The following is a 23711-nucleotide window of genomic DNA, read 5'->3' as shown; positions in this document are numbered from 1 at the left end:
CAGATCCGGCACCAGCGCTACTTTCCAATATAGTTTTTGTCAATCCCAATATTCTTATCCTAATCGCACTTTTCGTGTTTTCCGCTTCATTCCCACCCCCCTTATGGTCATACATATGCAAAGGAGCACCGGGTAGTGCTCCTTCCGTATAACATACTTAATTTTATCCTACCTTACATAATATGTCAATTGTCCTAATTTTGTCAAAACTTAGCCTTGCTGCTCTTTGATGACGGCGGCGATTTTATGAACAATCCGGTCAAGGTCGGCCTGAGACGGGCCTTCCGCCATTACGCGAATCAGCGGTTCGGTACCGGAAGGACGCACCAGAATGCGGCCGTTTTCACCCAGTTCAGCTTCACCGGCTTTGATGGCTGCCTGGATGGCGGCGTTGCCCTGCCAGCCCTCTTTGGCAGCCACCCGCACGTTGACCAGCAGTTGCGGAAACCGGGTCATAACATTTGCCAGTTCAGACATAACCTTGTCGCTTTTCCTCAACGCCGCCGCAAGTTGGAGGGCGGTCAGCAGACCATCGCCGGTAGTACTATGCTCAGTAAAAATAATGTGCCCTGACTGCTCGCCGCCTAGAACCAGGCCTTTTTCCAGCATGGCTTCCAGCACATAACGGTCGCCGACGGGAGTTATCTCTACTTTGCCGCCGGCCCGTTTGATAGCCTGGTGCAGCCCCAGGTTGCTCATAACAGTGACGACGAGAGTATCATTGACCAGTTTTTTCTGCTGCATGAGTTCAAGGGCGCAAATCAGCATAATCTGATCGCCGTCCACCACATGCCCATTTTCGTCAACAGCGAGACAACGGTCGGCGTCACCGTCGTGGGCCAGTCCTAAGTCGGCCTTGTGCTCCAGGACGGCAGCCTGCAGCTGCTCAAGGTGAGTGGAGCCGCAATTTTCATTAATGTTGACCCCAGTGGGCCGGTTATTAAGCACAATGACGTTTGCCCCCAGCCGTTTGAAAGCGGCGGGAGCCGCTTCGAAAGCCGCCCCGTTGGCGCAGTCCACAACAACCTTGAGCTTACGGAAATCGATATCAATATCAATAGTGGATAATACATAATCTATGTATTCACCCAGCATATCATGGCGCTGGCTGATAAAGCCCACCCGGGTGCCTGTGGGACGCTGCATAGCGTCCTTATCTACCATTACCAGGTCTTCCAGTTCGCCTTCAACCGCGTCCGGCAACTTATAGCCGGTGCCGGCAAAAAACTTGATGCCGTTATCGGCGTAAGGATTGTGGGAAGCAGAAATAACTACCCCGGCTTGGGCGCCGTGCTCACGGGTAAGATAAGCCACCGCCGGGGTTGGCACAACGCCTAAAAGAACAGCTTGCCCGCCGGCCGAACAAATGCCGGCGGCTAATGCCGCTTCCAGCATTTGACCGGAAACCCGGGTATCCCGGCCGATATAAAACACGGGGGGATGATTTTCGGAGAATTCCTTGCTAAAGTAATAAGCCGCCGCCCAGCCTAGATGAAAGGCTAATTCCGGGGTCAGTTCGGCGTTGGCAACGCCGCGTACGCCATCTGTGCCAAATAATCTGCCCATATAATTGTTACCTGCTCCTTTCGCAATACCCAATATTAATACAATATTCTATGATGGTGGAATTAAAGGGGTTTGTATGCTTTGATAAAAGCGATAGCGGCATTCATGCCGTCAAGGGCGGCGCTCATAATCCCGCCGGCGTAGCCTGCCCCTTCGCCAATGGGGTAAAGGCCCTGCGTATTTTGGGAAATAAAGTCTTGGCCTCTAAGGATCCGGACGGGCGCCGATGTCCGGGTTTCTACTCCCGTCAGGACCGCGCCCGGGTGGGCGAAGCCTTGTATTTTGCGGCCAAAGTCGGGTAATGCCCCGGCTAAGGTGCCGGTAACGCAGGCCGGGAGACACCGGTGTAAGTTCACGGCGGTTGTTCCCGGCCGGTAACTGGGATGCACCAGATAGTTGGTTCCGCCTGACTTACCGGCAAGGAAATCACCTACCGTTTGCACCGGCGCGGCATAGCCGCCGCCACCGGCGGCGAAGGCCAGCCGTTCATAATGGCGCTGGAACTCAATACCGCTTAATATATCCGTCCCAAAGTCAGCCGGCGTGACGTTGACCACCAAGGCGCTGTTAGCGATACCGGTGTCCCGTCTGTACAGGCTCATGCCGTTGGTAACCACACCGCCTGTTTCCGACGCCGCGGCAACCACCATTCCTCCCGGACACATGCAGAAAGAGTAGGCAGCCCGGCCGGAAGACCGGTCCTGATAGACCAGCGCGTAATCGGCGGCCCCCAGTTTGGGATGCCCGGCAGCCGGGCCGTACTGGGCCTGATCAATAAGCTCCTGGGGATGTTCAATGCGCACGCCAATGGCGAAAGGCTTTGCTTCCATGGCCACTTTCCGCCGGTAGAGCATGGCGTAGGTATCACGGGCACTGTGCCCGATGCCGAGAAATAACACATCACAGGGAATGCGCCTGTTGTCGTTCACCGTAATGCCGGTAAGCCGGCCGTCAGCTATCGCCACATCAGTAAGCCGGGCTTCAAATTCCACTTTGCCGCCCATTTCCCTGATCCGGGTCCGTATATTTTTAACGATAGTTCTTAATTTATCTGTACCAATATGGGGTTTATGCAGGTATTTGATTTCCGGCGGCGCCCCCCAGTCAACCAGAAGATCAAGCAGTTGCCCCAGCTTGGGATCACTTACTCTGGTTGTCAATTTGCCGTCGGAAAATGTTCCGGCTCCCCCTTCGCCGAACTGGACATTGGATGTCTCGTCAAGCCGGCCGGTACGCCAAAAGGCTGTAATGTCCTGAGTCCGTCGGTCCACGTCCCGCCCCCGCTCCAACAGCAAGGGTTTATAGCCGTGGCGAGCCAGGATATAGGCGGCCAAGAGCCCGGCCGGTCCTGCCCCGATGACTACCGGCTGGCAGGTTAGCGGTCTGGTCCCGGTCTCAATGGCCCCGGACGCCGCCGGTACGGCTTTAACCACGTCCTTATCGCCGGACAGGCGGGAGAGAACCTGGCCTTCAGGCATCTTTACCGTCACTTCCAGCGAGTAGACAAAGTTGATATTATTTTTTCGGCGGGCGTCAAGTGCCCGCCGGACAATAGTTACGGATTCGATGGCCGCCAGGGGAAGTTTCAGCCGTTTGGCGGCCAATTTGTCGATGGGTGTGTCGTCAGTCAGCGGTATGCGGAAGTTGGTTACTCTGAGCACGCACTTATATCTCCTTATGGCTGATGAACAAGCGAGTCCAGCTTAATATGCACAATAACGTTAGCCACAGGTCCTGTCGTGCCTTCCACGTACTGCAGTTTGACTTCCCTGCTGGTATCTTTGTCAATGAGGGTAAGATTAACCGGCTCGGTATATATGGTGTCAAGCTTCGCCAGATTCTTTCCCTCTCCTTCTTCGCTGACTTCAACTTTATCCGGTTCAGTAGTAATACTCTTCAATACCAGTCCCTTAGGCAAATCACCCTGGACAACCGGCTTAATATCCAAAACTTTCTTGCTAATACCGGGAGACAATTTGACTTCTATCCTGGTTTTGGCCGGCGAAAGAGATACGCCATCCACTTCTTTGCCATCTTTGGTGACAGGTATAAGTGGGACTTCCCCGGAAAAGTCGCCGACTCTGCCGGATAGGTCAATATTGGCCACGACTTTGTCCACCATATTGACAGAATTTTTCGGCCCTTCCACGGTTGCGGCGTCCACATTGGCATATCCCTGCTCCACAATCATGCCTTTGGTTGCCGCGCCGGTAAATGCCGCTACCACCGGCACGGTACGGCTAATTGTGGTGTCGATCCGGACCATAATTCTATCGGGACTAATTTCAATAAGTTCCAGACTGGCAGGAATGGCAGCCCCAACTTTTAAGCTCTGCCGTCCTTCCGGAACTCCTTTAAGATCAATAAAAGCGTTAATCTCCCTATTGATTATACCGGCTATCGTGCTCCGGGGACCCCGGACCTTGACGCGCACCGCTTCGGGAGCATCAAACACCACTTGGTTGGCAACTTCCTTCCGGATCTCCAGCGGTACGGTAAAGTAGGCCTCAATCGGTGGATTCTGCTCGTTCATTACGTATAGCCACAAAACGATCGCGATGATAACAGCTATGATCTTGGTGGTAATATCGCGAAATCTCTTCTTATTATCTGGCATTGGGTGGCCTCCAGCTAAAGAATTCGCTCAATGAAGACGGCTTGGCAGCAAACAAGGGCCGTAAGTGTTCCACCAGCTTATCGCAGTCAATATACCGGATGAGCCGCCCGCCGCGCGCCACAGATATAATCCCGGTCTCCTCGCTGACAACGATGACAACCGCGTCAGTCTGCTCGGTGATACCGATGGCTGCCCGGTGCCGGGTACCCAGTTCTTTACTAAGGGACCGGTCTTCGGTTAAAGGCAGCAAACAACCGGCTGCTTGCATCCGATTGCCGCGGATAATGACAGCGCCGTCATGCAGCGGCGTATTGGGGATGAAAACATTGGTGAGAAATTCGCTGGTAATCAAGCCATCTACCTTAATGCCTGTTTCAATGTAATCATTTAGCCCGGTATCCCGTTCCAATACTATTAACGCCCCGATTTTATTCTTGGATAGCACTGCTACCGTCCGGGCAATTTCCGCAAATAAAGTTTCTTTTTCTTCGGCGTTCAGTAAGCTGCTGCCCTGAAAAAACCGTCCCCGTCCCAGGTGTTCCAGAGCGCGCCGGAGTTCCGGCTGAAAAACAACCGGCAAAGCCACCAGCACAACGGTCATGGATTTTTGCAACAGCCAGTTTACCACATTGAGGCCCAGCCATTTGCTGACCAGAGTAGCCAGAAGGAGCACAATAAGACCTTTTAACAGCGCCACCGCCCGGCTGTCCTTGATCATGAAATAGAGCTTGTATAAAACAACGGCTACAATGACAATGTCGGCAATGTCTAATAAATTGATTGTGGAAATTATGCCCTTTATTTGCAATAACATGCCCGCACGCTCCAAGAGTCTATCTGAAAATAGTAATGCGTCAAAAGCTACTTAAATATTATTCTACCCATTTACCCGGAAAACCTTTTGAAATCGGTTCCTGGCGGCAAAAAAATTAAGAAAAAAAGCTTGTGCCGGGTTTCGGTACGACACCGGCACAAGCCTGTTTACAGTTATCTATTATTTATGCAGGTTGGCAACTTCGTGAATCCAGCCAAATTTATCGTCGACCCGGCCTTGTTGAATGCCGGTGATGTAGTCAAACAGCTTTTGGGAGGTTTCGCCGGTCTGGTTGTTGTTGATGATAATTTTTTTACCCTGCCAGCTAAGTTCGCCCACTGGGGAGATAACTGCTGCTGTGCCGGAACCAAAGACTTCCCGCAGACGGCCCTGGCTATGGGCCGCATAGATTTCTTCAATGGCTATGCGGCGTTCGGTCACTTTCATTCCCCAGTCCCTGGCCGCCTCAATCACCGACCGCCGGGTAATACCCGCGAGAATGCTGCCGTTAAGCTCAGGCGTAATGAGCTCATCATCAATTTTGAAGAAGATGTTCATTGTGCCCACTTCTTCCACATATTTTTTCTCAACCGCATCGAGCCAGAGAACTTGGGTAAATCCCTCTTTTTTGGCTTCTTCCGAAGCTTTAAGGCTGGCGGCGTAGTTGCCGGGAGTCTTGGCTTCCCCGAGACCGCCTTTAACTGTCCGGGCATAATATTGTTCCACTTTGATTTTAACCGGTTTAAAACCGGAAGCATAGTAGGCGCCGACAGGTGAAAGGATAACAAAGTAAGTATAATGGTCAGCCACTTTAACGCCTATATAAGGGTCGGCCGCAATGACAAACGGGCGAATATACAAGGAAGTGCCCAGTGGCGCCGGCACCCACTGCCTGTCAATATCAATCAGCTGATTTAACCCTTTGTGCAATAGTTCAACATCCAGCTTGGGAATACATAAAATTTCCGCCGACCGGTTGAGACGGTTCAAATGATCTACCGGACGATATATAGCAACCCGGTTGTCGATGGTGCGAAAAGCCTTTATGCCTTCAAATATGGCCTGGCCGTAATGCAGCACCATAGCCGACGGATACAGGGGAACCTCGCCGTACGGAACAATTCTGGGGTTGTGCCAGCCTTGCCCGGTGATATAATCCATAACAAACATATGATCCGTAAAGATTTTGCCGAAACCGAGAACGTCCTCGGAGGGCGGGGTATTTCGTTCAGCCGCCAGTGTTACTTTGATATCGGCCATAGTAAGAGTGCCTCCTTTATGCAATATCCAAAGTCCAGCCAATTACTTACAATTACAATCTATTATAGTGCTGTTTTTGCATACATGTCAAGGTGTTTCCGTTGGCTGGACATTATGTTCCGGGCGGCTGCAACGGCTTGTCCGACCTGGGCGGGCGATGTCCCGCCGAAAGAGTTGCGGGCATCGACGCATGTTTCAGGTTTTATAGCCTGAAGGATATCACTATTAAACATTTCCGAGAACTGCCGGAACTCATCCAAAGTCAGCTCCAGCAGGGTTTTTCCCTGATCAAGGCAGAAGGCCACGCACTTGCCCACTACTTCATGGGCCTGGCGAAAAGGCAGTCCTTTTTTTACCAGATAGTCGGCCATGTCGGTAGCGTTGGAGAAGTCGGCGGCCAAAGCGCCGCCCATGTTTTTCTCATTTAGCCGCATGCCCCGCAGCATGGCGGCATATACCGTCAGGCTGAATTTCACCGTATCAATGGTATCAAACAGTCCTTCCTTGTCTTCCTGCAAATCCTTGTTGTAGGCCAGAGGCAGTCCCTTGGCCACTGTGAGCATGGCCATAAGGTGCCCGTATACCCGGCCGGTCTTGCCACGGACCAGTTCGGCCACATCCGGGTTTTTTTTCTGCGGCATGATGCTGGAACCGGTGCAATGAGCGTCATCCAACTCAATAAAAGAGAATTCGGTGGAGGACCACAGAATGATTTCTTCACTGAGACGGCTCAGATGCATCATCAGGATGGAGGCAAAGGACTGGAATTCCAGGATGTAATCCCGGTCGCTGACAGCGTCAATGCTATTTTCATAAATGCGGCTGAATTTAAGTTCATCGGCCACAAACTGCCGGTCGATGGGGAAGGTTGTACCGGCCAGGGCGCCGGCGCCCAGCGGCATAATATCGGTAGATTCCCACACGCCTCTTAGGCGCCGGAAGTCCCGCTCCAGCATGAAAAAATAGGTCATTAGGTGATGGGAGAAGAGAATGGGCTGCGCCCGCTGGAGATGGGTATAGCCGGGCATGATTGCCCGGGGATGTTTCTCGGCCGTTTCAATAATAGCCTGTTCCAATTCATAAATGAAACCGGCAATCCTGGCGATCTCCTCCTTAAGATAGATGTGAGTATCCAAGGCCACCTGGTCGTTCCGGCTGCGAGCGGTATGGAGCCTGCCGCCGGCAGGGCCGATGCGCTCGGTCAGCCGTTTCTCGATGTTCATATGAATGTCTTCCAGGGCGATGTCAAACTGGAATCGTCCGGCTTCCATGTCGGCCAGTATTCCATTTAACCCTTCGATAATAAGGCCAGCGTCTTCCTTGCTGATTATGCCGCATTTGGCCAGCATTTTGGCATGGGCGATGCTGCCTTTTATATCCTGGCGGTACAGGCGGTGATCAAAAGAAATGGAGGAGGTAAACTCCTCCACCATCACGTCGGTGCTTTTAGAAAAGCGACCACCCCATAGTTTACCCATGCTCTTTTTTCGCCTCTGCTTTCATTAGCGCCCGCACTTTGAGGGGCAGGCCAAACAGGTTGATGAAGCCTTCGGCGTCTTTTTGGTTGTAGACTTCATCCCGGCCGAAGGTAACAAATTCTTCGCTGTAGAGGGAGTAAGGAGATGCAGAGCCGGCGCTGATGATATTTCCTTTATACAGTTTAAGTCTTACCGTCCCGGTTACCGTTTGCTGGGTGGAATCAACAAAAGCGTCCAGCGCTTCCCGCAAGGGGGCGTACCACATGCCGTCATAGACCAGTTCGGCGTATTTAACGGCAACTTGCTCTTTGAAATGCATGGTGGCCCGGTCTAAAGTGAGGTATTCCAGTTCCCTGTGGGCATAATAGAGGATTGCCCCGCCGGGATTTTCATATACGCCCCGGGACTTCATACCCACAAGGCGGTTTTCCACCAGGTCGGTGATGCCGATACCGTTGGCTGCACCCATTTGGTTAAGTTTTTCCAGGAGAGGCACGGCCTTCATTTTCACCCCGTCCACGGCTACCGGGATGCCCTTTTCAAATTCGATTTCCACATAAGTAGGTTTATCCGGTGCTTTTTCCGGCGGCGTGGTTACCATGTACACGTCGTCCAGGGGTTGGTTAGCCGGGTTTTCCAGATCGGCCCCCTCGTGGCTCAAGTGCCAGATGTTCCGGTCCATGCTGTAGGGACGGGCTTTGGTTACGGGAACGGGAATGCCGTGTTTTTCAGCATAATCGATGGCATCTTCCCGGGAACGGATGTTCCATAGCCGCCAGGGAGCAATAATTTTAAGCTGCGGTGCCAGTGCTTTGACAGTCAGTTCGAAACGCACCTGATCGTTGCCTTTGCCGGTTGCGCCGTGGGCAATGGCGTCGGCGCCTTCCTTGCGGGCAATTTCCACCAGGGCTTTGGCAATGATGGGACGGGCAAAGGAAGTACCGAGAAGATATTTTCCTTCATAAACGGCGCCGGCCTTTAATGTCGGCCAGATATAGTTTTCCACAAAATCGGCGGTTAAGTCCTGAATATATACTTTGCTGGCGCCGGACTTAATGGCCTTCTCCTTAACGGGAGCCAGCTCGTCGCCTTGGCCTACGTCGGCGCACATAGCGATCACTTCACAGCCGTAGTTTTCTTTCAGCCAGGGAATGATTACCGAAGTATCCAGCCCGCCGGAATAGGCGAGAACAACTTTTTTAATCTCACTAATATTACTAATATTACTCATAATGCGAATCCTCCCAAAGTTCCATGTTTATGTTAAATCAGGTTTACATTTTCGCGGCAGCTTGCGAAAATCCTGCCTATATATATCGTTTAAATGTCGATGTATTTATTCAGATTATCAAATGCCTCGAACTGCTTAGAAATCGTCAGATGCTAGGCGCGATGAGGACCGGAACGGAGGCGTACTGGGTGGTACGTTGGAGTGAGGACCGCAGGAGCAACGACGCAGATGGCGGTTTATAAGCAGTTCCCAACTTAAGGTGAATAGTTACTATCGATATTCCGGGAAGCAATGGTAAGATCCTGGCGCACCGCCCAGCTGTTATGGGTCCAAAAGGCTTTGCCGGTTTCATTGTCCTTAAAGATGAAAACATGGCACTTGGTTATGCCGGCTTCCCGCAGCTTGGCCATGCACCTTTCCACCAGGCTTCGGCCCAGGCCTTGCCCGCGGCAGCAGGCATCCACCGCCAGATGGTGGAGATAGCCTCTGCGCCCGTCATGGCTGCAAAGCACGGCGCCGATGATCCCGGCGCCGTTTTGTTCCGCCACATAGCTAAGTCCCGGATTCCGTTCCATATATCTTCGAATATTCTCGCGCGAATCGGCATCGCTTAAACCGATTCCCGCAGTTTTTTGCCAAAGCTTTATCACGTCATCGTAGTCGCGAATGGTCATTTCGCGGATCATTGTCTCACCCATGCCCATAAAGATTGCCTAACCCATTAACAAAGCCATAATGGCTTTCTGCACATGCAATCTATTTTCCGCTTCGTCAAACACAACCGAGTGCGGTCCTTCCATCACATCATCGGTGATTTCTTCCCCGCGGTGGGCAGGCAGGCAGTGCATCACAATACAGTCCGGCTTGGCGGTGCGGACAATGGCGCTATTAATTTGGAAGCCGGCAAATGCCTGTTTGCGAATAGCCTGTTCCGCTTCCCGCCCCATGCTGGCCCAGACGTCAGTATAGAGGACATCCGCGCCCTCGGCTGCTGCGAAAGGATCGTTAACAATGTTGATTTTACTGCCGCTTGCCGCCGCATCGGCTATGGCTTCTTCCACAATGGCGGCATCAGGGGCGTAATTGGGCGGAGTGGCAGCACTGATGTCCATGCCAACCTTGGCGCAGACGTGGAGAAGAGAATTGACCATGTTGTTGCCGTCGCCAATATAGGCCAGTTTACGGCCTTTCAGATCGCCTTTGTATTCCACGGCGGTAAAGATGTCGGCCATGGCCTGACACGGGTGCAACAGGTCGGTCAGCCCGTTGATGATGGGAATGGAAGCGTATCCAGCCAATTCTTCCACCTCCAGGTGTGAGAAGGTTCTGATCATTACTCCGTCTACATAACGTGACAGTACCCGGGCAGTATCTTTCACCGGCTCACCCCGGCCAATTTGCAGGTCATTGGCGTTAAGAAAGAGCGCCCGGCCGCCTAACTGCCACATGCCAACCTCAAACGACACTCGCGTGCGGGTGGAAGACTTTTGGAAAATCATGCCCAGGGTTTTACCAGGCAACAGTTTGTGTTCTTCGCCGCGTTTTTGCTTATCTTTCAGCGACTTGGCCAGATCCAGGATCTGGTGTATTTCATCTACCGACAAATCATGTATCGATAAATAATCTTTACCTTTAAGGCTCATTGGTGTATACAACTCCCCCACGATCAAATTACATTTCATTCACTTTAAGTTGGGAACTGCTTATAAACCGCCATCTGCGTCGTTGCTCCTGCGTGCTTCACTCCAGCGTACATCCCAGTACGCTTGCGTTCCAGTACTCGTTGCGCCTACGGTCTGACTATGATAGTTCGAACTGTAATTAACAAATATCATTGCAATAAGTTTTTTTCATATGCAACGGTATCTGACGATTTCTAAGCAGTTCGTGGTTTTTGATAACTAAACGGATACAAGGTTACTACTCGTTAAGTATGTTGGAAACTTTTTAACATTTGCGGACAGTTGCCTGATTACTTCGCTTCCTCGGCAAGTACCCGGTCCAAAATTTCCGTCATTTCGTCTACATGGCTTTTGGTGATGATGAGCGGTGGCACGAAACGCAGGACATCGCCGGCCGTACAGTTGATGATAGCGCCATAATCCATGCATTTGTCGACAATGTCCCGGCCGGGACGGCTCAGTCCGGCTGCTACTATCAGACCTTGGCCACGGACTTGGTTAATCAGGTTGGGATATTTATCCTTTAGGAATTCGAGTTTTTCCATCAGATATTGCCCGACCATTGTCACGTTGGCCAGTATGTTCTCATCTTCGATAACGGCAAGCGTCGCGTTGGCTGCGGCGCAAGCCAGGGGATTACCGCCAAAAGTGGAGCCGTGATCACCTGCCGAAAATATGGCAGCCACTTTATCGGTGGCGATAAAAGCACCGATTGGAACACCGCCGCCTAATCCTTTGGCCAGGGTGATAATGTCCGGTTTGACATCGTACAATTGGTAGGCAAACATGGCGCCGGTCCGGCCGATGCCGGTCTGAATTTCATCCAGTATAAGGAGCGCCCCGTATTTATCGCATAAATCCCGTACGCCTTGCAGATAATCCCGGTCCGGGACGTTGACGCCGCCTTCTCCCTGGATGGGTTCCAGGAAGACGGCGCAGGTTTTCCCGGACATGGCTGCCGCAAGAGCCGGTAAATCATTAAACGGCACATGCCTGAAGCCGCCCGGCAAGGGTTCATAGCCTTTCTGATACTTAGGCTGGGCAGTAGCGGTCAGGGTAGCCAAAGTCCGGCCGTGAAAAGAATGCTCGGCAGTAATAATCTCTACCTTTTCCTCACTGATCGTCTTGCCATATTTTCTGGCCAGTTTAATGGCGCCTTCGTTGGCTTCCGCCCCGCTGTTACCGACGAAGACTTTACCAAGACCGCTCAGTTTAACCAGCTTAGCGGCTAAAGCGGCCTGGGCCTCGGTATAGTAAAGGTTGGAGCAATGGATCATCCTGCCTGCCTGGCCGGCGATAGCCGCCACCAGTTTCGGATGGGCGTGCCCCAAAACATTTACGGCGATTCCGGCTAGAAAGTCAATGTACCTCTTACCCTCGCTATCGTAGACGTAAGGTCCTTCGCCATGGGATAATACTATGGAATACCGGGCAAAAACCGGCAGATAATTTTCCTTGTCAAGCTGAATAATCTTTTGTTTATCCACTGATATACCTCCTGTACTTCACGACTTCCGTACCGATCCCCTCGGAGGTAAATACCTCCAACAATAAGGAATGGGGCTGCCGTCCGTCAATAATGTGCGTCTTGGCGACGCCACCGGCCAAAGCTTTAATGCAAGCTTCCACTTTGGGAATCATGCCGCCCTCAATGCTGCCGTCCTTGATCATTACCTGGGCTTCAGCCAAAGACAAAGTGGAGATAAATGTACTCTTATCCTGGTAGTCACGGTAGATGCCTTCCACATCGGTCAGCAGCGCCAGTTTTTCCGCGCCTAAAGCCGCTGCAATTTCTCCGGCCACATAGTCGGCGTTAATATTGTAAGTTGCACCGTCCTTGCCGACGCCGATGGGAGCGATAACCGGGATATAGCCCTTATCCAGGAGGTTTTCCACCAGCGCGGTGTTAAGCCTCAATATGTCACCGACAAAACCTATATCCACTTCTTTGGTCACGCCATCTTCCTGGACCTTGGCCAGATGTTTGACCGCTAAGATAAAATCGGCATCTTTGCCGCTGATGCCTACCGCTTTGGCCCCATAAAAGTTTAATAATTTTACGATCTCACTGTTGATCTTGCCGACGAGAACCATTTCTGCTATCTCGACTGTCTCGGCATCGCTTACCCGCAGGCCTCTGACAAATTCAGACTTCTTACCCAGCTTTTCCAGCATGGCGGTTATCTCAGGACCGCCGCCGTGAACAACCACCGGCCGGATACCCACATATTTTAAAAAGATAATATCCTGGATCACATTCTTCTTCAACTCATCATTCAGCATGGCATTACCGCCGTACTTAATGACCACCGTACTGCCGGCGAATTTCTGCAGATAAGGCAGCGCTTCAATCAGCACCGCCGCTTTCTCAACTGACTTGATCATGGAAATATCATTCCTTCCTAAAAACTATCTCGAAAAGCAGGAACTGCAATTCAATTATACCGCAAGATCGTAGCGCAACATAATCGCAAAGCTTGCTATTACTCGGTGAGACTGGCTTTGGATGCCTATATGCACTGTTGCAAACCAGTCTCACGTGGTGTATTCGGCGTTAATTTTCACATAGTCATACGAAAAATCACAAGTCCAGACGGTAGCCGCCGCCGGCCCCAGGCCAAGGTCCACTGTCACGGCAATATCTTTGGCCGCCATGGCTGCTTTGAGGGACGGAGCGTCAACCTCGCAGCCCTGCCCTCCCCTTACAGTGGTAATACCGCCGATGGTGAGGGAAGTTTTGTCCGTAACAACTTGCGCCCCGGAATAACCTATGGCGCATATAATCCGTCCCCAGTTGGGATCTTGACCGAAGAAGGCTGTTTTGACCAGCGGCGACTTGGCAACTGCCATGGCCGCCGTTTTGGCGTCGCCCAAGCTTACGGCGCCTTTCACGGTTATTTCAAGAAATTTGGTGGCGCCTTCACCGTCCCGGACGACCAGCTTAGCCAGATCGGTACATGTTGCGGTCAGAGCGTCAACGAAAGCCTGGTAGTCCTCCCCCTGGCCGCTATCAATAGGCGCATTGCCGGCCTGCCCGTTGGCCAACACGCAAACTGTGTCGTTGGTACTGGTGTCACCATCGATAGTTATCGCGTTGAATGAAACTTCCACGGCCTGCTTTAGCGCCTGTTTCAGTATTGCCGGCGAAATGGCGGCATCAGTGGTAAGGAAGGATAACATTGTGGCCATATTGGGATGAATCATGCCGGCGCCTTTGGCAATGCCGGCAATTTTCACCGGGACGCCCCCCAAGGTAAACCGGTAGGCAGACGACTTGGGAAATGTATCCGTCGTCATGATGGCTTCAAGCGCTGCCTGGTGGCCATCGACCGACAAATTTGCCGCAGCCTTCTTGATACCTTCAGCAAGCTTGCCCATGGGCAAGCTCATACCAATAACGCCTGTTGACGCCACCACCACTTCACAATCTTTAATATTGAGGGCCGAAGCCGTCATATGGGCCATAGACTGGGCATCAATAAGCCCCTGCTGACCGGTACAGGAATTGGCGCAGCCTGAGTTTACAACAATCGCACAGGCTCGGCCCTTGTCCACTACCCGCCGGGAAACAATAACCGGCGCGGCAACAATTTTGTTGGCAGTAAACACGGCGGCAACAGCAGCAGGCACACTACTATAAATAATTGCCACATCCTCTTTGCCGCTCTTCTTAATGCCGGCCTTAACCCCGGCAGCCGTAAATCCCGCCGGCGCTGTAATCCCGCCGTCTATCTTCATAAGCATTCTAAATGCCCCCGTTTTCTTCTTAAAAAATATTTTTTTCTCCCTGCTCAGATTATCATTGGCCACGAACTGCTTAGAAATCGTCAGATGCTAGGCGCGACGAGGACCGGAACGGAGGCGTACTGGTTGTACGTCGGAGTGAGGACCGCAGGAGCAACGAAGCAAATGACGGTCTATAAGCAGTTCTCCGCTTATGGATATAAAGGAACCTGAGTAAGCCCCATTTGCTCGTCAAGTCCAAACATAACATTGAGATTTTGTACTGCCTGCCCGGCAGCGCCTTTAACCAGGTTATCAATGGCCGCTACCACGATTACCCTGCCGGTTCGCGGATCAATATGCCACCCAATATCACAGAAGTTGGAGCCGCGGGTGTTTTTGGTTGCCGGATAACCGCCTCGCCCTAAAAGGCGAATAAAGTACTCGTTATCGTACATTGCGGTGAATGCCGCATCGACCGCCTCAGCGCTAACGCCTGGCTTTAGGCTGGCATAGCAGGTGCTTAGAATACCTCTGGTCATGGGAATCAGATGCGGCGTAAAACTGATGATCACATCCGTCCCGGCCAGTTCGCCCAAAGTTTGTTCAATCTCGGGAGTGTGGCGGTGGCCGGCAATACTATAGGCTTTTACGCTTTCGAACACTTCCGCAAAGTGGGAGCCAAGATTAAGCCCGCGTCCGGCGCCGGATACTCCTGATTTGGCATCTACGACAATTGTGGCGAGATCAATCAATTTACTAACTACCAGCGGCGCCAGGGCCAAAATGCTTGCGGTCGTATAACAACCCGGATTGCCGACAATTTCGGCCTCGCGGACCCGGCTGCGATAGAGTTCGGTGAGCCCGTAAACAGCCTGAGCTTCCCGGTGGGTATGGGGAACTTTGTACCATTTTTCATATAGATCCGCATTGCGGAAGCGGTAGTCTGCCCCTAAATCGATAATCTTTATCTTAGGATTAACCGCGCGGACTTTTTTACCCACTTCCATGGCATGCCCATGGGGCAAGCCGATAAAAACCGCCTGGCTTTCAGCGGCAATTTTATCAATTTCCTGCACACTTGCTAGAATTCCATCATGAAATCGGGTAAAATGGGGATATATTTCATTAATCTGAGTTCCCGTCCGGCTTTCTGAGGTAATATATAGGATCTCCACCGCGGGATGCCCCGCCAAAATCCTCAGAAGTTCCTCGCCGGTATACCCCGTCGCGCCAATGATGCTCACCTTCATAGCCAATTCCTCCTCACTTGTTAATAATTATACATTATTATTGCATAAAAATGCAAGAAGTTTTTGTACTCATGTATACAAAATTTTATCATATAATTCCTGCCAGATTGAATACAACTTTACATACAAAATAAAAAACTAGCTTCAGCTAAATCCTCCGGGACTTTAGCCGAAGCCTCATTTTTTAGACGCTTAAATCCTTCATTTACGTAACGGCTCAGAGTTGCCAAATGCCACGAACTGCTTAGAGATCGTTAGATACCGCTGCATATGAAAAAAACTTATTGCAATGACATTTGCTAATTACAGTTCGAACTATCATAGTCAGACCGTAGGCGCGATGAGAACCGGAACGGAGGCGTACTGGTTGTACGCCGGAGTGAGGACCGCAAGAGCAACGACGCAGATGACGGTCTGTAAGCAGTTCCCTACTATAAAGCAAATCACATCCTAATGTTGCCGACGACGTAGATGTTGTACCCGCACTGGGGACATTTTTTTTCACTGGTTAAATAACTCTTATATTGCAGTCTGTCAATGACTTTGAAACCACAAGCCGGGCAATAAGTATTGACCCCGTCGCCGCCGACATTGCCCACATATACATAGTTAAGATATCTTCCGGCCGCATTATAGGCCATTTCAAGAGTAGCCAGGGATGTAGCGGGTTCTTGCATCTTATAGTTCGGAAAGTAGCGGGAAAAATGAAGCGGAATATCCCGGCTGATTTCTCCCAGCCATTGGGAAAGCGCCGTCAATTCGGCCTCCGAATCATTTAAGCCGGTTACTGCCAAAGTGGTAATTTCCACGTGGCAGGCTTTGGCCGCAAGCTCTACGGTTGATTTTACACGGTCCAAAATACCGGCGCATACATTACGGTAATAGTCATTATTAAAAGCCTTGACGTCAATGTTCATCCCATCAATATAAGGCAAGAGTTCCGTGAGCGGTTCCGGATTGATAAATCCGTTGGTTACCAGTACATTTTTAAGACCGGCTTCTCTCACTAATTTAGCGGTGTCAAGAATATACTCAAACCAAACGCTGGGCTCCGAATAAGTATAGGCGATGCCGATATTATTTTGCGCTACCAGTTCCCGGGCTGCTTCAACAGCCTTGGCGGAAGGAATATAGGCCGTGTCCGGTTCCCCGTGGGCAATGTGCCAGTTCTGGCAAAACTTGCAGGCAAAGTTGCATCCCCAGGTTCCCAAAGACAGAATATTATTTCCGGGATAAAAATGATACAGCGGCTTTTTTTCAACGGGGTCGAGAGCCTGTCCGGTAGCAAAGGCGTAATTTTGCGCATACAGCTTGCCGCCTACATTTTTTCGAACCCGGCAAAAACCGGTCCGCCCTTCACCGATAACACACTCCCTGGGGCAAAGCCGACATATGACTCCCTGCGCGTGTGGTTCATAATACAATGCCTCCCGCATAATACCCCCCCCATCAATGCATATTTGTATCGGATCAGTTTGACTAACGCCACGAACTGATTAGAAATCGTTAGATGCTAGGCACGACGAGGACCGGAACGCAAACGTACTGGTGGTACGTTGGAGTGAGGACCACAGGAGTAACGACGCAGATGACGGTTTATAATCAGTTCCCATCTTTAAGCCGAAAAGTCCTATTTATATCTTGTTACTGTAAACCTGTACAACTCAATCTGCTCATCGGGTCGAATGCCTGCCTTCCGCCTGGCGATGGAAACCTGATCTTGTACTGTATCGACTCCCTCCAAGTCAGGCAGCAGCAGGCCGGACTGCCTGCCTTTACGAACTATGACACCGTATTTTTTCGGGTCCAGGAGGTCGAAACTGGTGACTGGCTCGGGTTCACTCAATATATCGACAGACACATCCAGTTCCGGCAGCTCATCAAGCTCGATCGGCCAGAATCTGGGGTCCTCGGTTCCGGCACTCACGGCATTGCGAATGATTTCTTCGGCAATAGTAGGCTGGGTTGGTGCGAAGGTTCCGATACAGCCTCGGAGTTCTCCGTCTTTTTTAAATGACACGAAGGCTCCTGCCTGTCCGGCAAGAACAGGGGCAATAGCTTGCGGCGGCTGCATCAATCTTTTGTTCTCCAGATAATACTTCAGACTGGCTTTAGCTAGCGTTACCGGAGCGCTTTCCGTACCCATGGTACCCGTGGCATTTTCCTCCTCCTTTCTTTTACCGTTTATTTTGAAGGATACGATTCCATACCCCACGCCGAACGGTCCCTCATAGGATACGGTGTCGACAGCTACGTCCAAACCGCCCATAACTCCCAGCAAAAAGAAAATCGGTCTTAAGCCGCATTGCCCGGCTTCTTCAACCAGATCTTGGTCAAGATTCAAAAGAGCCTTAACATCAACATTTTTCAGCGCCTCTATAACCAGCCTGTCGAATTCCGCCCCTTTCGGGCTAAATCCGGCCGGGGCGCCGGGGATCAACCGGTGGGACAAATCACCGGAAGCTATAACCGCCACCCGCTTGTCCGTACTGTTGATAGCCGTTTGGACGGCTTTGCCGAAGGTATACATTTCTTCATAAGGCAGCATACCCATAGTTAAATGTACAATCTGCCCTTTGAATCCCGCCCTGGTTAAATAATAAAGCGGCACCAGTGCCCCGTGGTCAAGCTGCAGAGAGATACGATAATTCTTGGCGGCATCGTCAGTCAGCTCCAGCAGATTTACGCCCAGCCGCTGACAACTGCGGATAATATGTTTCATTAAAAGGCTGTCGGTTTCAAATCCCAGTACCACATCCGGAACGCCAAAATTAGTAAAGCTGCCGCGTAAGCGAGGGTGAACGCTGACCGTTACGGCATCATTAAAAACCGGCCCATGGGGTGTTATAATCACTATCGTTTGGGGATTTGCCTCTTTCAGCGTTTCGGAGACCTTTGTCGCAGCTTCTACAGTTTTTTTTATTTTAGTCAGTTCATGCTTCCCTACTTCCGGAATCATGATAGGCGGGTGCGGCATTAACGCACAACCGACCAGATTTTCCATTCTCTTTCCCCCTTACTTCAGGAATCGATATCAGCATGATTTCCCCATATATTTAATATATTTATCTTCCCGCATTATGGTTGAAATGATACGCAAGACCTTTGGCAATTGACAGCGCTAAAGCCTGCTGATAAGCTGAATCAGCCAGTTTTACCGCTTCTTCCTTATTACTGATAAAGCCGGCTTCCACCAGTACACCGGGCATGTTGACAGACTTCAACAGCAACAGTCCTGAATCCTGCTTGGCCTGGCGCTTGTTTCCAGGCGGATAGGATTTCAATGCTTGCTGCATAATTTCCGCTAATACTTTGTTCTCCTCAAGCTTGGGATTGTAAAAGACCTGGGCGCCTGACCATCTGGCGCCTTTGATGGCGTTGCAATGAATACTGACGTACACATTGGCCCCCGACTGATTAATTGCTTCGACCCGCTTTAAAAGATCATTCCGTTTCCCGCCTTTGCCCCGGGTGTAATAATCCACATCACTGTCTCGTGTCAAAACAACATTGGCGCCGTTCGTTTTAAGCACCGCAGCAAGTTCGGCAGCAATGGCCAGATTTATTGCTTTTTCCTGGTTACCGTGCCAGCTGGCGCCTTCATCAATGCCGCCGTGACCCGGATCAATTGCGATGCATTTGCCTTGCAGAACACTTAAGTCCGTGTGTTCAATATCATTGGTAACCAGATACCGGAAGGTTAGCAGATTCAATACTACCACGGCGATACTGAACATTGCCGCCATAAAGATACTTTGCCGCCGCACGGTAAGAAGCCACATACCCATCCCCTCCGGTCCGCCGTTTTGCTACTTATACCCTATGCGGATCGGGCCAGACCTATTACTACCTGGAAAATATGGCAATATACTTGCCAATGGGATACAATAATATTGGGGGTGTGGAATTTGAAAGTAGTCCGCCTGCGCGTGGGGAGGTTTCTTTGCCTCCTGCTAATCGTATTTGCAGCTTCCTTCTTCTGGGCCAGCGGCGACGCAATACTGCGTTTTCTCGTAGGCAAAATCACCTTATCGCCTGCTCCTGTCCCTGCCATTACTTCAACTTCATCCGGTTCAACCATCACGTCCGGCGCCGTGAACGCCTGGAGCCGGCTCCATCGGATCTTCGCCCTCAAAAGCGCTGTGGAAGCCAAGCTAAATAAAAAGTCCTACGTAATTATTGATGATATTCCCCTGTCTTTGCAACAAGCCATCATTGCGGTGGAAGACAACCGGTATTACCAGCATTCCGGTTTTGACGCGGAAGGAATATTCAGGGCATTTTTAGTAAATCTTCAGACTGGTACTGTCACCGAAGGCGGCAGTACCATCACCCAGCAATTGGTGAAAAATTTGTTTTTGTCCCACGACCGCACTCTAACCCGTAAGCTTGAGGAATTCGTGTTATCCCTGGATATGGAGGTTCGCTACTCGAAGGAAGAAATTTTAGAGATGTATCTCAATACAATCTATTATGGTTCCGGGGCTTATGGTATTGGTGAAGCATCCGCGATCTATTTTGGCAAACCACCTGCCAGCCTTAGCTTGCCGGAATGCGCCATGCTGGCGGGGCTGCCCAACTCCCCGTCCCTGACATCGCCGTATGTGGATTTTATAGCGGCGAAACAACGCCAGGCAGTGGTTCTGACTGCTATGGTGCGTTATGGCTACATTAGCCCCGGCCTGGCACAGGAAGCAAAAGCCGCCCCTCTTGCACTGGTTCGGGAAAAGTGAAAGGTAGACTTTGTTTACCCACTTTATCTTCCCTGAAAACTATAGCTTTCCACGACTATATCAACCGGAAGCGGCGGATAGGATTGCCTCTGAGCAGTCTGGCAGGCCACCTGATCGGCGTTGCCATCGGGTGAATATAAATTTTAGAAACTAGGGGGGATTATTATTGTCCTGGAAAAAAGTATTTTCACTTGTGCTGGTAGTTGCCATGACGGGAGCAATCATTGCCGGCTGTGCTAACAGCAAAACAACCAGACCCGATGCCCACAAGCCGATTCGTTACGCTCTGGAATCCGAACCTGAAACATTAGACCCAAGAAAAATGACAGGAAGTCCGGAAATGCATGTTGTAGTACAAATCTTTGAAGGTTTGACGACACTGGACGCAAACTCCACACCTTTACCCGCGGCAGCCGAACGCTGGGATGTATCTTCTGACGGCTTAACTTACAAGTTTTATATCCGGGCCAATGCTAAATGGTCCAACGGTGATCCTGTAACCGCTCATGATTTTGAATATGCCTGGAAAACGGCTTTAAGTCCGGAACTGGGCAGCAAATACGCCGACCAGCTGTACTACCTGAAAAACGGGGAAGAATACAATACCAGGAAGACCGCTGCCGACCAGGTAGGGGTTAAAGCGCTTGACGACAAGACCCTCGAAGTTACTCTAAAAGAACCTTGCGCGTATTTCCCGTCCTTGACAGCTTTTTATACCTATTTCCCTGTTCACAAAAAAACAGTGGAAGCCAATCCTGCCTGGGCATCCGATGGGAAAAGCATCATCGGTAACGGTCCCTTTAAGATTACCGACTGGGTCCATAATGGTAATATGAATTTTGTCAAAAACGAATACTATTGGGACAGCGCCAAAGTGAAAACCACTGCCTTGGAACTTCCCATTGCCGACAGTAACACCACCCGTCTGGCCATGTTTGAAAATAATCAGGTAGATATTGCCATGGATCCGCCTAATGCCGAACTGGAAAGATTGAAGAAAGAAAATAAAGTGACAATCTTTCCTCTGCTTGCAACCTATTTCTATAATTTCAATGTAACTAAGGCGCCCTTTGATAATGTCAAAGTCCGCAAGGCCTTCGCTCTGGCCATCGACCGGGAAGCAATCGTTCAGACGGTTACCAGGGGAGGACAAGTGCCGGCATTAGCCTGGGTACCGCCGGGAGTGCCTGATGCCAAAGCGGGTGACGACTTCCGCAAAGCCGGCAGCGATTTCTACAGAAACAATGACATAGAAACCGCCAAGAAGCTGTTAGCCGAAGCAGGTTATCCCGACGGCAAAGGGTTTCCCGTCATTACGATTACCTATAATACCCTCGAAAATCATAAGGCAATAGCTGAAGCCCTGCAAGAGATGTGGAAGAAAAACTTAGGTGTTGAGGTCAAGATCACCAACCAGGAATGGAAAGTCTTCCTCAATACCCGCAGACAGCTTGACTTCCAAATCTCCCGTGACGGCTGGGTTGGCGACTACCCTGATGCCCTGACCTTCATCGGCCTGTTCACTTCCTATAGCGGCAACAATAGCACCGGCTGGAAAAACAGCCGGTATGACGCCCTCGTTGCCCAGGCGAAAGGCAGTTTAGACCCGGCGGTACGGATGAAGGCTATGCATGAAGCCGAAAAAATCCTGATGGAAGATATGCCGATTGTGCCCATTTACTACTACACTCAACCATGGTGCATTAAACCCAATTTGAAAGGTTATGTACGAACCATTACGGACGTAATCTATTTCAAAGAGGCATATGTTGAATAAATCTGATGCAGTCAAAAACCCCGCCGGTATTTCCAGCGGGGTTTTAATTGCATAGATAATATTAACGTTTGGAGAACTGGGAAGCTTTGCGGGCTTTTTTGAGGCCGTATTTGCGACGCTCTTTTTCCCTTGGGTCACGGGTAAGCAGGCCGGCTTTTTTAAGAGCCGGGCGGAATTCAGTGTCGACCTTTAGCAACGCGCGGGCAATACCATGCCGTACAGCGCCGGCTTGGCCGGAAACACCGCCGCCTTCAACATTGGCAAGTACATCATATTTGCCAAGAGTGTCAGTGAGGTTGAGCGGCTGCTTCACAATAAGTTCAAGGGTCTTAAGGCCAAAGTAATCATCCAGCGCCCGCCGGTTAACGATAATTTTTCCTTCACCCGGAACCAGACGAACTCTGGCAACCGAGGTTTTTCTGCGGCCTGTGCCGTAGTAAGTAACCAATGCCATTCTATTGTTCCTCCTTTCCGGTATTAGCGAATGTTGAGTTCCAGAACTTCCGGCTGCTGCGCAGCATGCGGATGGTTCGGACCGGCATAAACGCTAAGTTTTCGGTACATTGCCCGTCCTAAACGGTTTTTGGGCAGCATGCCTTTTACAGCAATCTCTACTACTCTTTCCGGCTTGTCGGCAAGCATTTTGCCGGCAGTCGTAAAGGTAGTTCCACCTGGGTAACCGGAATGACGGAAATAAGTTTTTTGCGTGAGTTTATTGCCGGTAAAGGCAACTTTATCAGCATTGACCACAATTACATGGTCGCCGGTATCTACATGGGGGGTAAAAATCGGTTTATGTTTGCCGCGCAGAACTTTGGCAACTTCGACGGCTAATCGACCAAGAGTTTTTCCTTCAGCGTCGACAACGTACCATTTGCGCTCAATATTGGCCGGATTGGCCATAAAGGTTTTCATGTCTATCCTCCTATCACAAGCATAAAGACCAGAAGTAGTTAATCATTTTTAAATGATTTCTTAACCTTGAGTTCCGGGGCTAATGGAAGTCATGGCAAAAATCTCATAAAATTATTGTAATAAAATCACCAGGCAATGTCAAGCAGAATGCCTTGTCATGCGAAAAAAAATTATACGCCTTTACCCTTTTCCGGTCTTATCTAAATTGTCTTTGTCATGGCAATATGTTTAATACCGGCGTCAAGATATACTTCGCCATAGGACTGATAGCCGAGACGCTCATAAAATTTTCTGGCGTGCAGCTGTGCGCTCAGTTTCAAACATTTATACCCTGCTTTTCGGGCCTCAGTTTCAATTGCTTCCATTATCATTCTGCCAACACCGCCGCCGCGTTGCTCAGCCAGAACAGCTACGCGCTCAATCTTTAAAACACCATCGCCATAGGGACGAAATCTGGCTGTTCCCACTGCCTTCTCTTTATCGGTAAACAAAAGCACATGTTGCGTATTTTTATGGTTGTCATATTCATCAAGTTCCAACTCTGCCGGAACATTTTGTTCTTCGATAAATACCCGGCGTCTGATAGCATATGCTTTCTCCCGTTCTTTAGCAGTATTAGCAATAATAACCTGGATTTCCATTCATTATTCCTCCCCGACACT

22 protein-coding genes are annotated in these 23711 nt (G+C 50.5%); 3 read left to right on the top strand and 19 right to left on the bottom strand.

The window, feature by feature from the left end:
• Positions 1-210 precede the first annotated feature (210 nt).
• From glmM to MAMMFC1_RS10310, 16 genes are all read right to left on the bottom strand, one after another.
• Positions 211-1566, bottom strand: a complete 1356-nt coding sequence (gene glmM, locus MAMMFC1_RS10385) for a phosphoglucosamine mutase (RefSeq protein WP_126308446.1) — start codon at positions 1564-1566, stop codon at positions 211-213.
• 62 nt (positions 1567-1628) lie between these two features.
• Positions 1629-3227 (bottom strand): NAD(P)/FAD-dependent oxidoreductase, encoded by a 1599-nt coding sequence (locus tag MAMMFC1_RS10380; protein ID WP_126308445.1) that lies wholly within the window; start codon positions 3225-3227, stop codon positions 1629-1631.
• Positions 3228-3241: 14 nt separating this feature from the next.
• Complete coding sequence (locus MAMMFC1_RS10375; protein ID WP_126308444.1) at positions 3242-4183, bottom strand: CdaR family protein; 942 nt, start codon at positions 4181-4183, stop codon at positions 3242-3244.
• Positions 4173-4997, bottom strand: a complete 825-nt coding sequence (gene cdaA, locus MAMMFC1_RS10370) for a diadenylate cyclase CdaA (protein WP_126308443.1) — start codon at positions 4995-4997, stop codon at positions 4173-4175. Before cdaA ends, MAMMFC1_RS10375 begins: the two co-directional genes overlap by 11 nt.
• 180 nt (positions 4998-5177) lie before the next feature.
• Positions 5178-6257 (bottom strand): branched-chain amino acid aminotransferase, encoded by a 1080-nt coding sequence (locus MAMMFC1_RS10365; protein ID WP_126308442.1) that lies wholly within the window; start codon positions 6255-6257, stop codon positions 5178-5180.
• A gap of 62 nt (positions 6258-6319) precedes the next feature.
• Positions 6320-7735, bottom strand: a complete 1416-nt coding sequence (gene argH, locus MAMMFC1_RS10360; RefSeq protein ID WP_126308441.1) for an argininosuccinate lyase — start codon at positions 7733-7735, stop codon at positions 6320-6322.
• Positions 7728-8966 carry an argininosuccinate synthase gene (locus MAMMFC1_RS10355; RefSeq protein ID WP_174234371.1) on the bottom strand — a complete coding sequence of 413 codons (1239 nt, stop codon included), beginning with the start codon at positions 8964-8966 and terminating at the stop codon, positions 7728-7730. Before MAMMFC1_RS10355 ends, argH begins: the two co-directional genes overlap by 8 nt.
• A gap of 254 nt (positions 8967-9220) precedes the next feature.
• Entirely contained in the window at positions 9221-9670 is a 450-nt protein-coding gene (locus MAMMFC1_RS10350) for a GNAT family N-acetyltransferase (protein ID WP_232035765.1), read from the bottom strand.
• A gap of 9 nt (positions 9671-9679) precedes the next feature.
• A complete protein-coding gene (gene argF, locus MAMMFC1_RS10345; RefSeq protein ID WP_126308440.1) occupies positions 9680-10609 on the bottom strand; it encodes an ornithine carbamoyltransferase in 930 nt (309 codons plus the stop codon).
• Positions 10610-10938: 329 nt separating this feature from the next.
• Positions 10939-12135, bottom strand: a complete 1197-nt coding sequence (locus MAMMFC1_RS10340) for an acetylornithine transaminase (protein WP_126308439.1) — start codon at positions 12133-12135, stop codon at positions 10939-10941.
• On the bottom strand, positions 12128-13033 hold the full coding sequence (argB, locus tag MAMMFC1_RS10335) for an acetylglutamate kinase (RefSeq protein WP_126308438.1): 906 nt from the start codon (positions 13031-13033) through the stop codon (positions 12128-12130). Before argB ends, MAMMFC1_RS10340 begins: the two co-directional genes overlap by 8 nt.
• A gap of 150 nt (positions 13034-13183) precedes the next feature.
• Positions 13184-14392 carry a bifunctional glutamate N-acetyltransferase/amino-acid acetyltransferase ArgJ gene (gene argJ / locus MAMMFC1_RS10330; RefSeq protein ID WP_126308437.1) on the bottom strand — a complete coding sequence of 403 codons (1209 nt, stop codon included), beginning with the start codon at positions 14390-14392 and terminating at the stop codon, positions 13184-13186.
• A gap of 191 nt (positions 14393-14583) precedes the next feature.
• Positions 14584-15624 (bottom strand): N-acetyl-gamma-glutamyl-phosphate reductase, encoded by a 1041-nt coding sequence (gene argC / locus MAMMFC1_RS10325; protein WP_126308436.1) that lies wholly within the window; start codon positions 15622-15624, stop codon positions 14584-14586.
• 443 nt (positions 15625-16067) lie between these two features.
• Complete coding sequence (gene amrS / locus MAMMFC1_RS10320; protein WP_126308435.1) at positions 16068-17060, bottom strand: AmmeMemoRadiSam system radical SAM enzyme; 993 nt, start codon at positions 17058-17060, stop codon at positions 16068-16070.
• A gap of 194 nt (positions 17061-17254) precedes the next feature.
• The gene (gene amrA / locus MAMMFC1_RS10315; RefSeq protein ID WP_126308434.1) at positions 17255-18628 is read right to left on the bottom strand and encodes an AmmeMemoRadiSam system protein A; all 1374 of its coding nucleotides are present in this window, start codon (positions 18626-18628) and stop codon (positions 17255-17257) included.
• Between the two features lie 61 nt (positions 18629-18689).
• A complete protein-coding gene (locus tag MAMMFC1_RS10310; RefSeq protein WP_232035764.1) occupies positions 18690-19406 on the bottom strand; it encodes an N-acetylmuramoyl-L-alanine amidase family protein in 717 nt (238 codons plus the stop codon).
• 126 nt (positions 19407-19532) lie between these two features.
• Between MAMMFC1_RS10310 and MAMMFC1_RS10305 the strand changes: the two genes are divergently transcribed.
• The 3 genes from MAMMFC1_RS10305 to MAMMFC1_RS10300 are packed head-to-tail and all read left to right on the top strand — an operon-like array spanning position 19533 to position 22134.
• Positions 19533-20357: a transglycosylase domain-containing protein gene (locus MAMMFC1_RS10305; RefSeq protein WP_408631234.1), complete on the top strand. Its 825-nt coding sequence runs from the start codon at positions 19533-19535 to the stop codon at positions 20355-20357.
• The gene (locus MAMMFC1_RS22345) at positions 20354-20491 is read left to right on the top strand and encodes a hypothetical protein (RefSeq protein ID WP_232035763.1); all 138 of its coding nucleotides are present in this window, start codon (positions 20354-20356) and stop codon (positions 20489-20491) included. The genes MAMMFC1_RS10305 and MAMMFC1_RS22345 overlap by 4 nt, the downstream gene beginning before the upstream one ends.
• Before the next feature lie 32 nt (positions 20492-20523).
• Positions 20524-22134, top strand: a complete 1611-nt coding sequence (locus tag MAMMFC1_RS10300; protein WP_232035762.1) for a peptide ABC transporter substrate-binding protein — start codon at positions 20524-20526, stop codon at positions 22132-22134.
• Between the two features lie 61 nt (positions 22135-22195).
• Here MAMMFC1_RS10300 and rpsI read toward each other — a convergent pair whose 3' ends face one another.
• The 3 genes from rpsI to MAMMFC1_RS10285 form a co-directional block, all read right to left on the bottom strand.
• Positions 22196-22588: a 30S ribosomal protein S9 gene (rpsI, locus tag MAMMFC1_RS10295; RefSeq protein WP_126308432.1), complete on the bottom strand. Its 393-nt coding sequence runs from the start codon at positions 22586-22588 to the stop codon at positions 22196-22198.
• 23 nt (positions 22589-22611) lie between these two features.
• Positions 22612-23049, bottom strand: a complete 438-nt coding sequence (gene rplM, locus MAMMFC1_RS10290; RefSeq protein ID WP_126308431.1) for a 50S ribosomal protein L13 — start codon at positions 23047-23049, stop codon at positions 22612-22614.
• A 200-nt stretch (positions 23050-23249) separates the two neighbouring features.
• Positions 23250-23690 carry a GNAT family N-acetyltransferase gene (locus MAMMFC1_RS10285; RefSeq protein WP_126308430.1) on the bottom strand — a complete coding sequence of 147 codons (441 nt, stop codon included), beginning with the start codon at positions 23688-23690 and terminating at the stop codon, positions 23250-23252.
• Positions 23691-23711: the final 21 nt, after the last annotated feature.

The organism is Methylomusa anaerophila (genome assembly GCF_003966895.1).
Taxonomy (GTDB): Bacteria; Bacillota; Negativicutes; order Sporomusales; family Sporomusaceae; genus Methylomusa; species Methylomusa anaerophila.
Note: the sequence above shows the minus strand (reverse complement) of the source record. Positions and strands in the feature narration are given on the sequence as shown.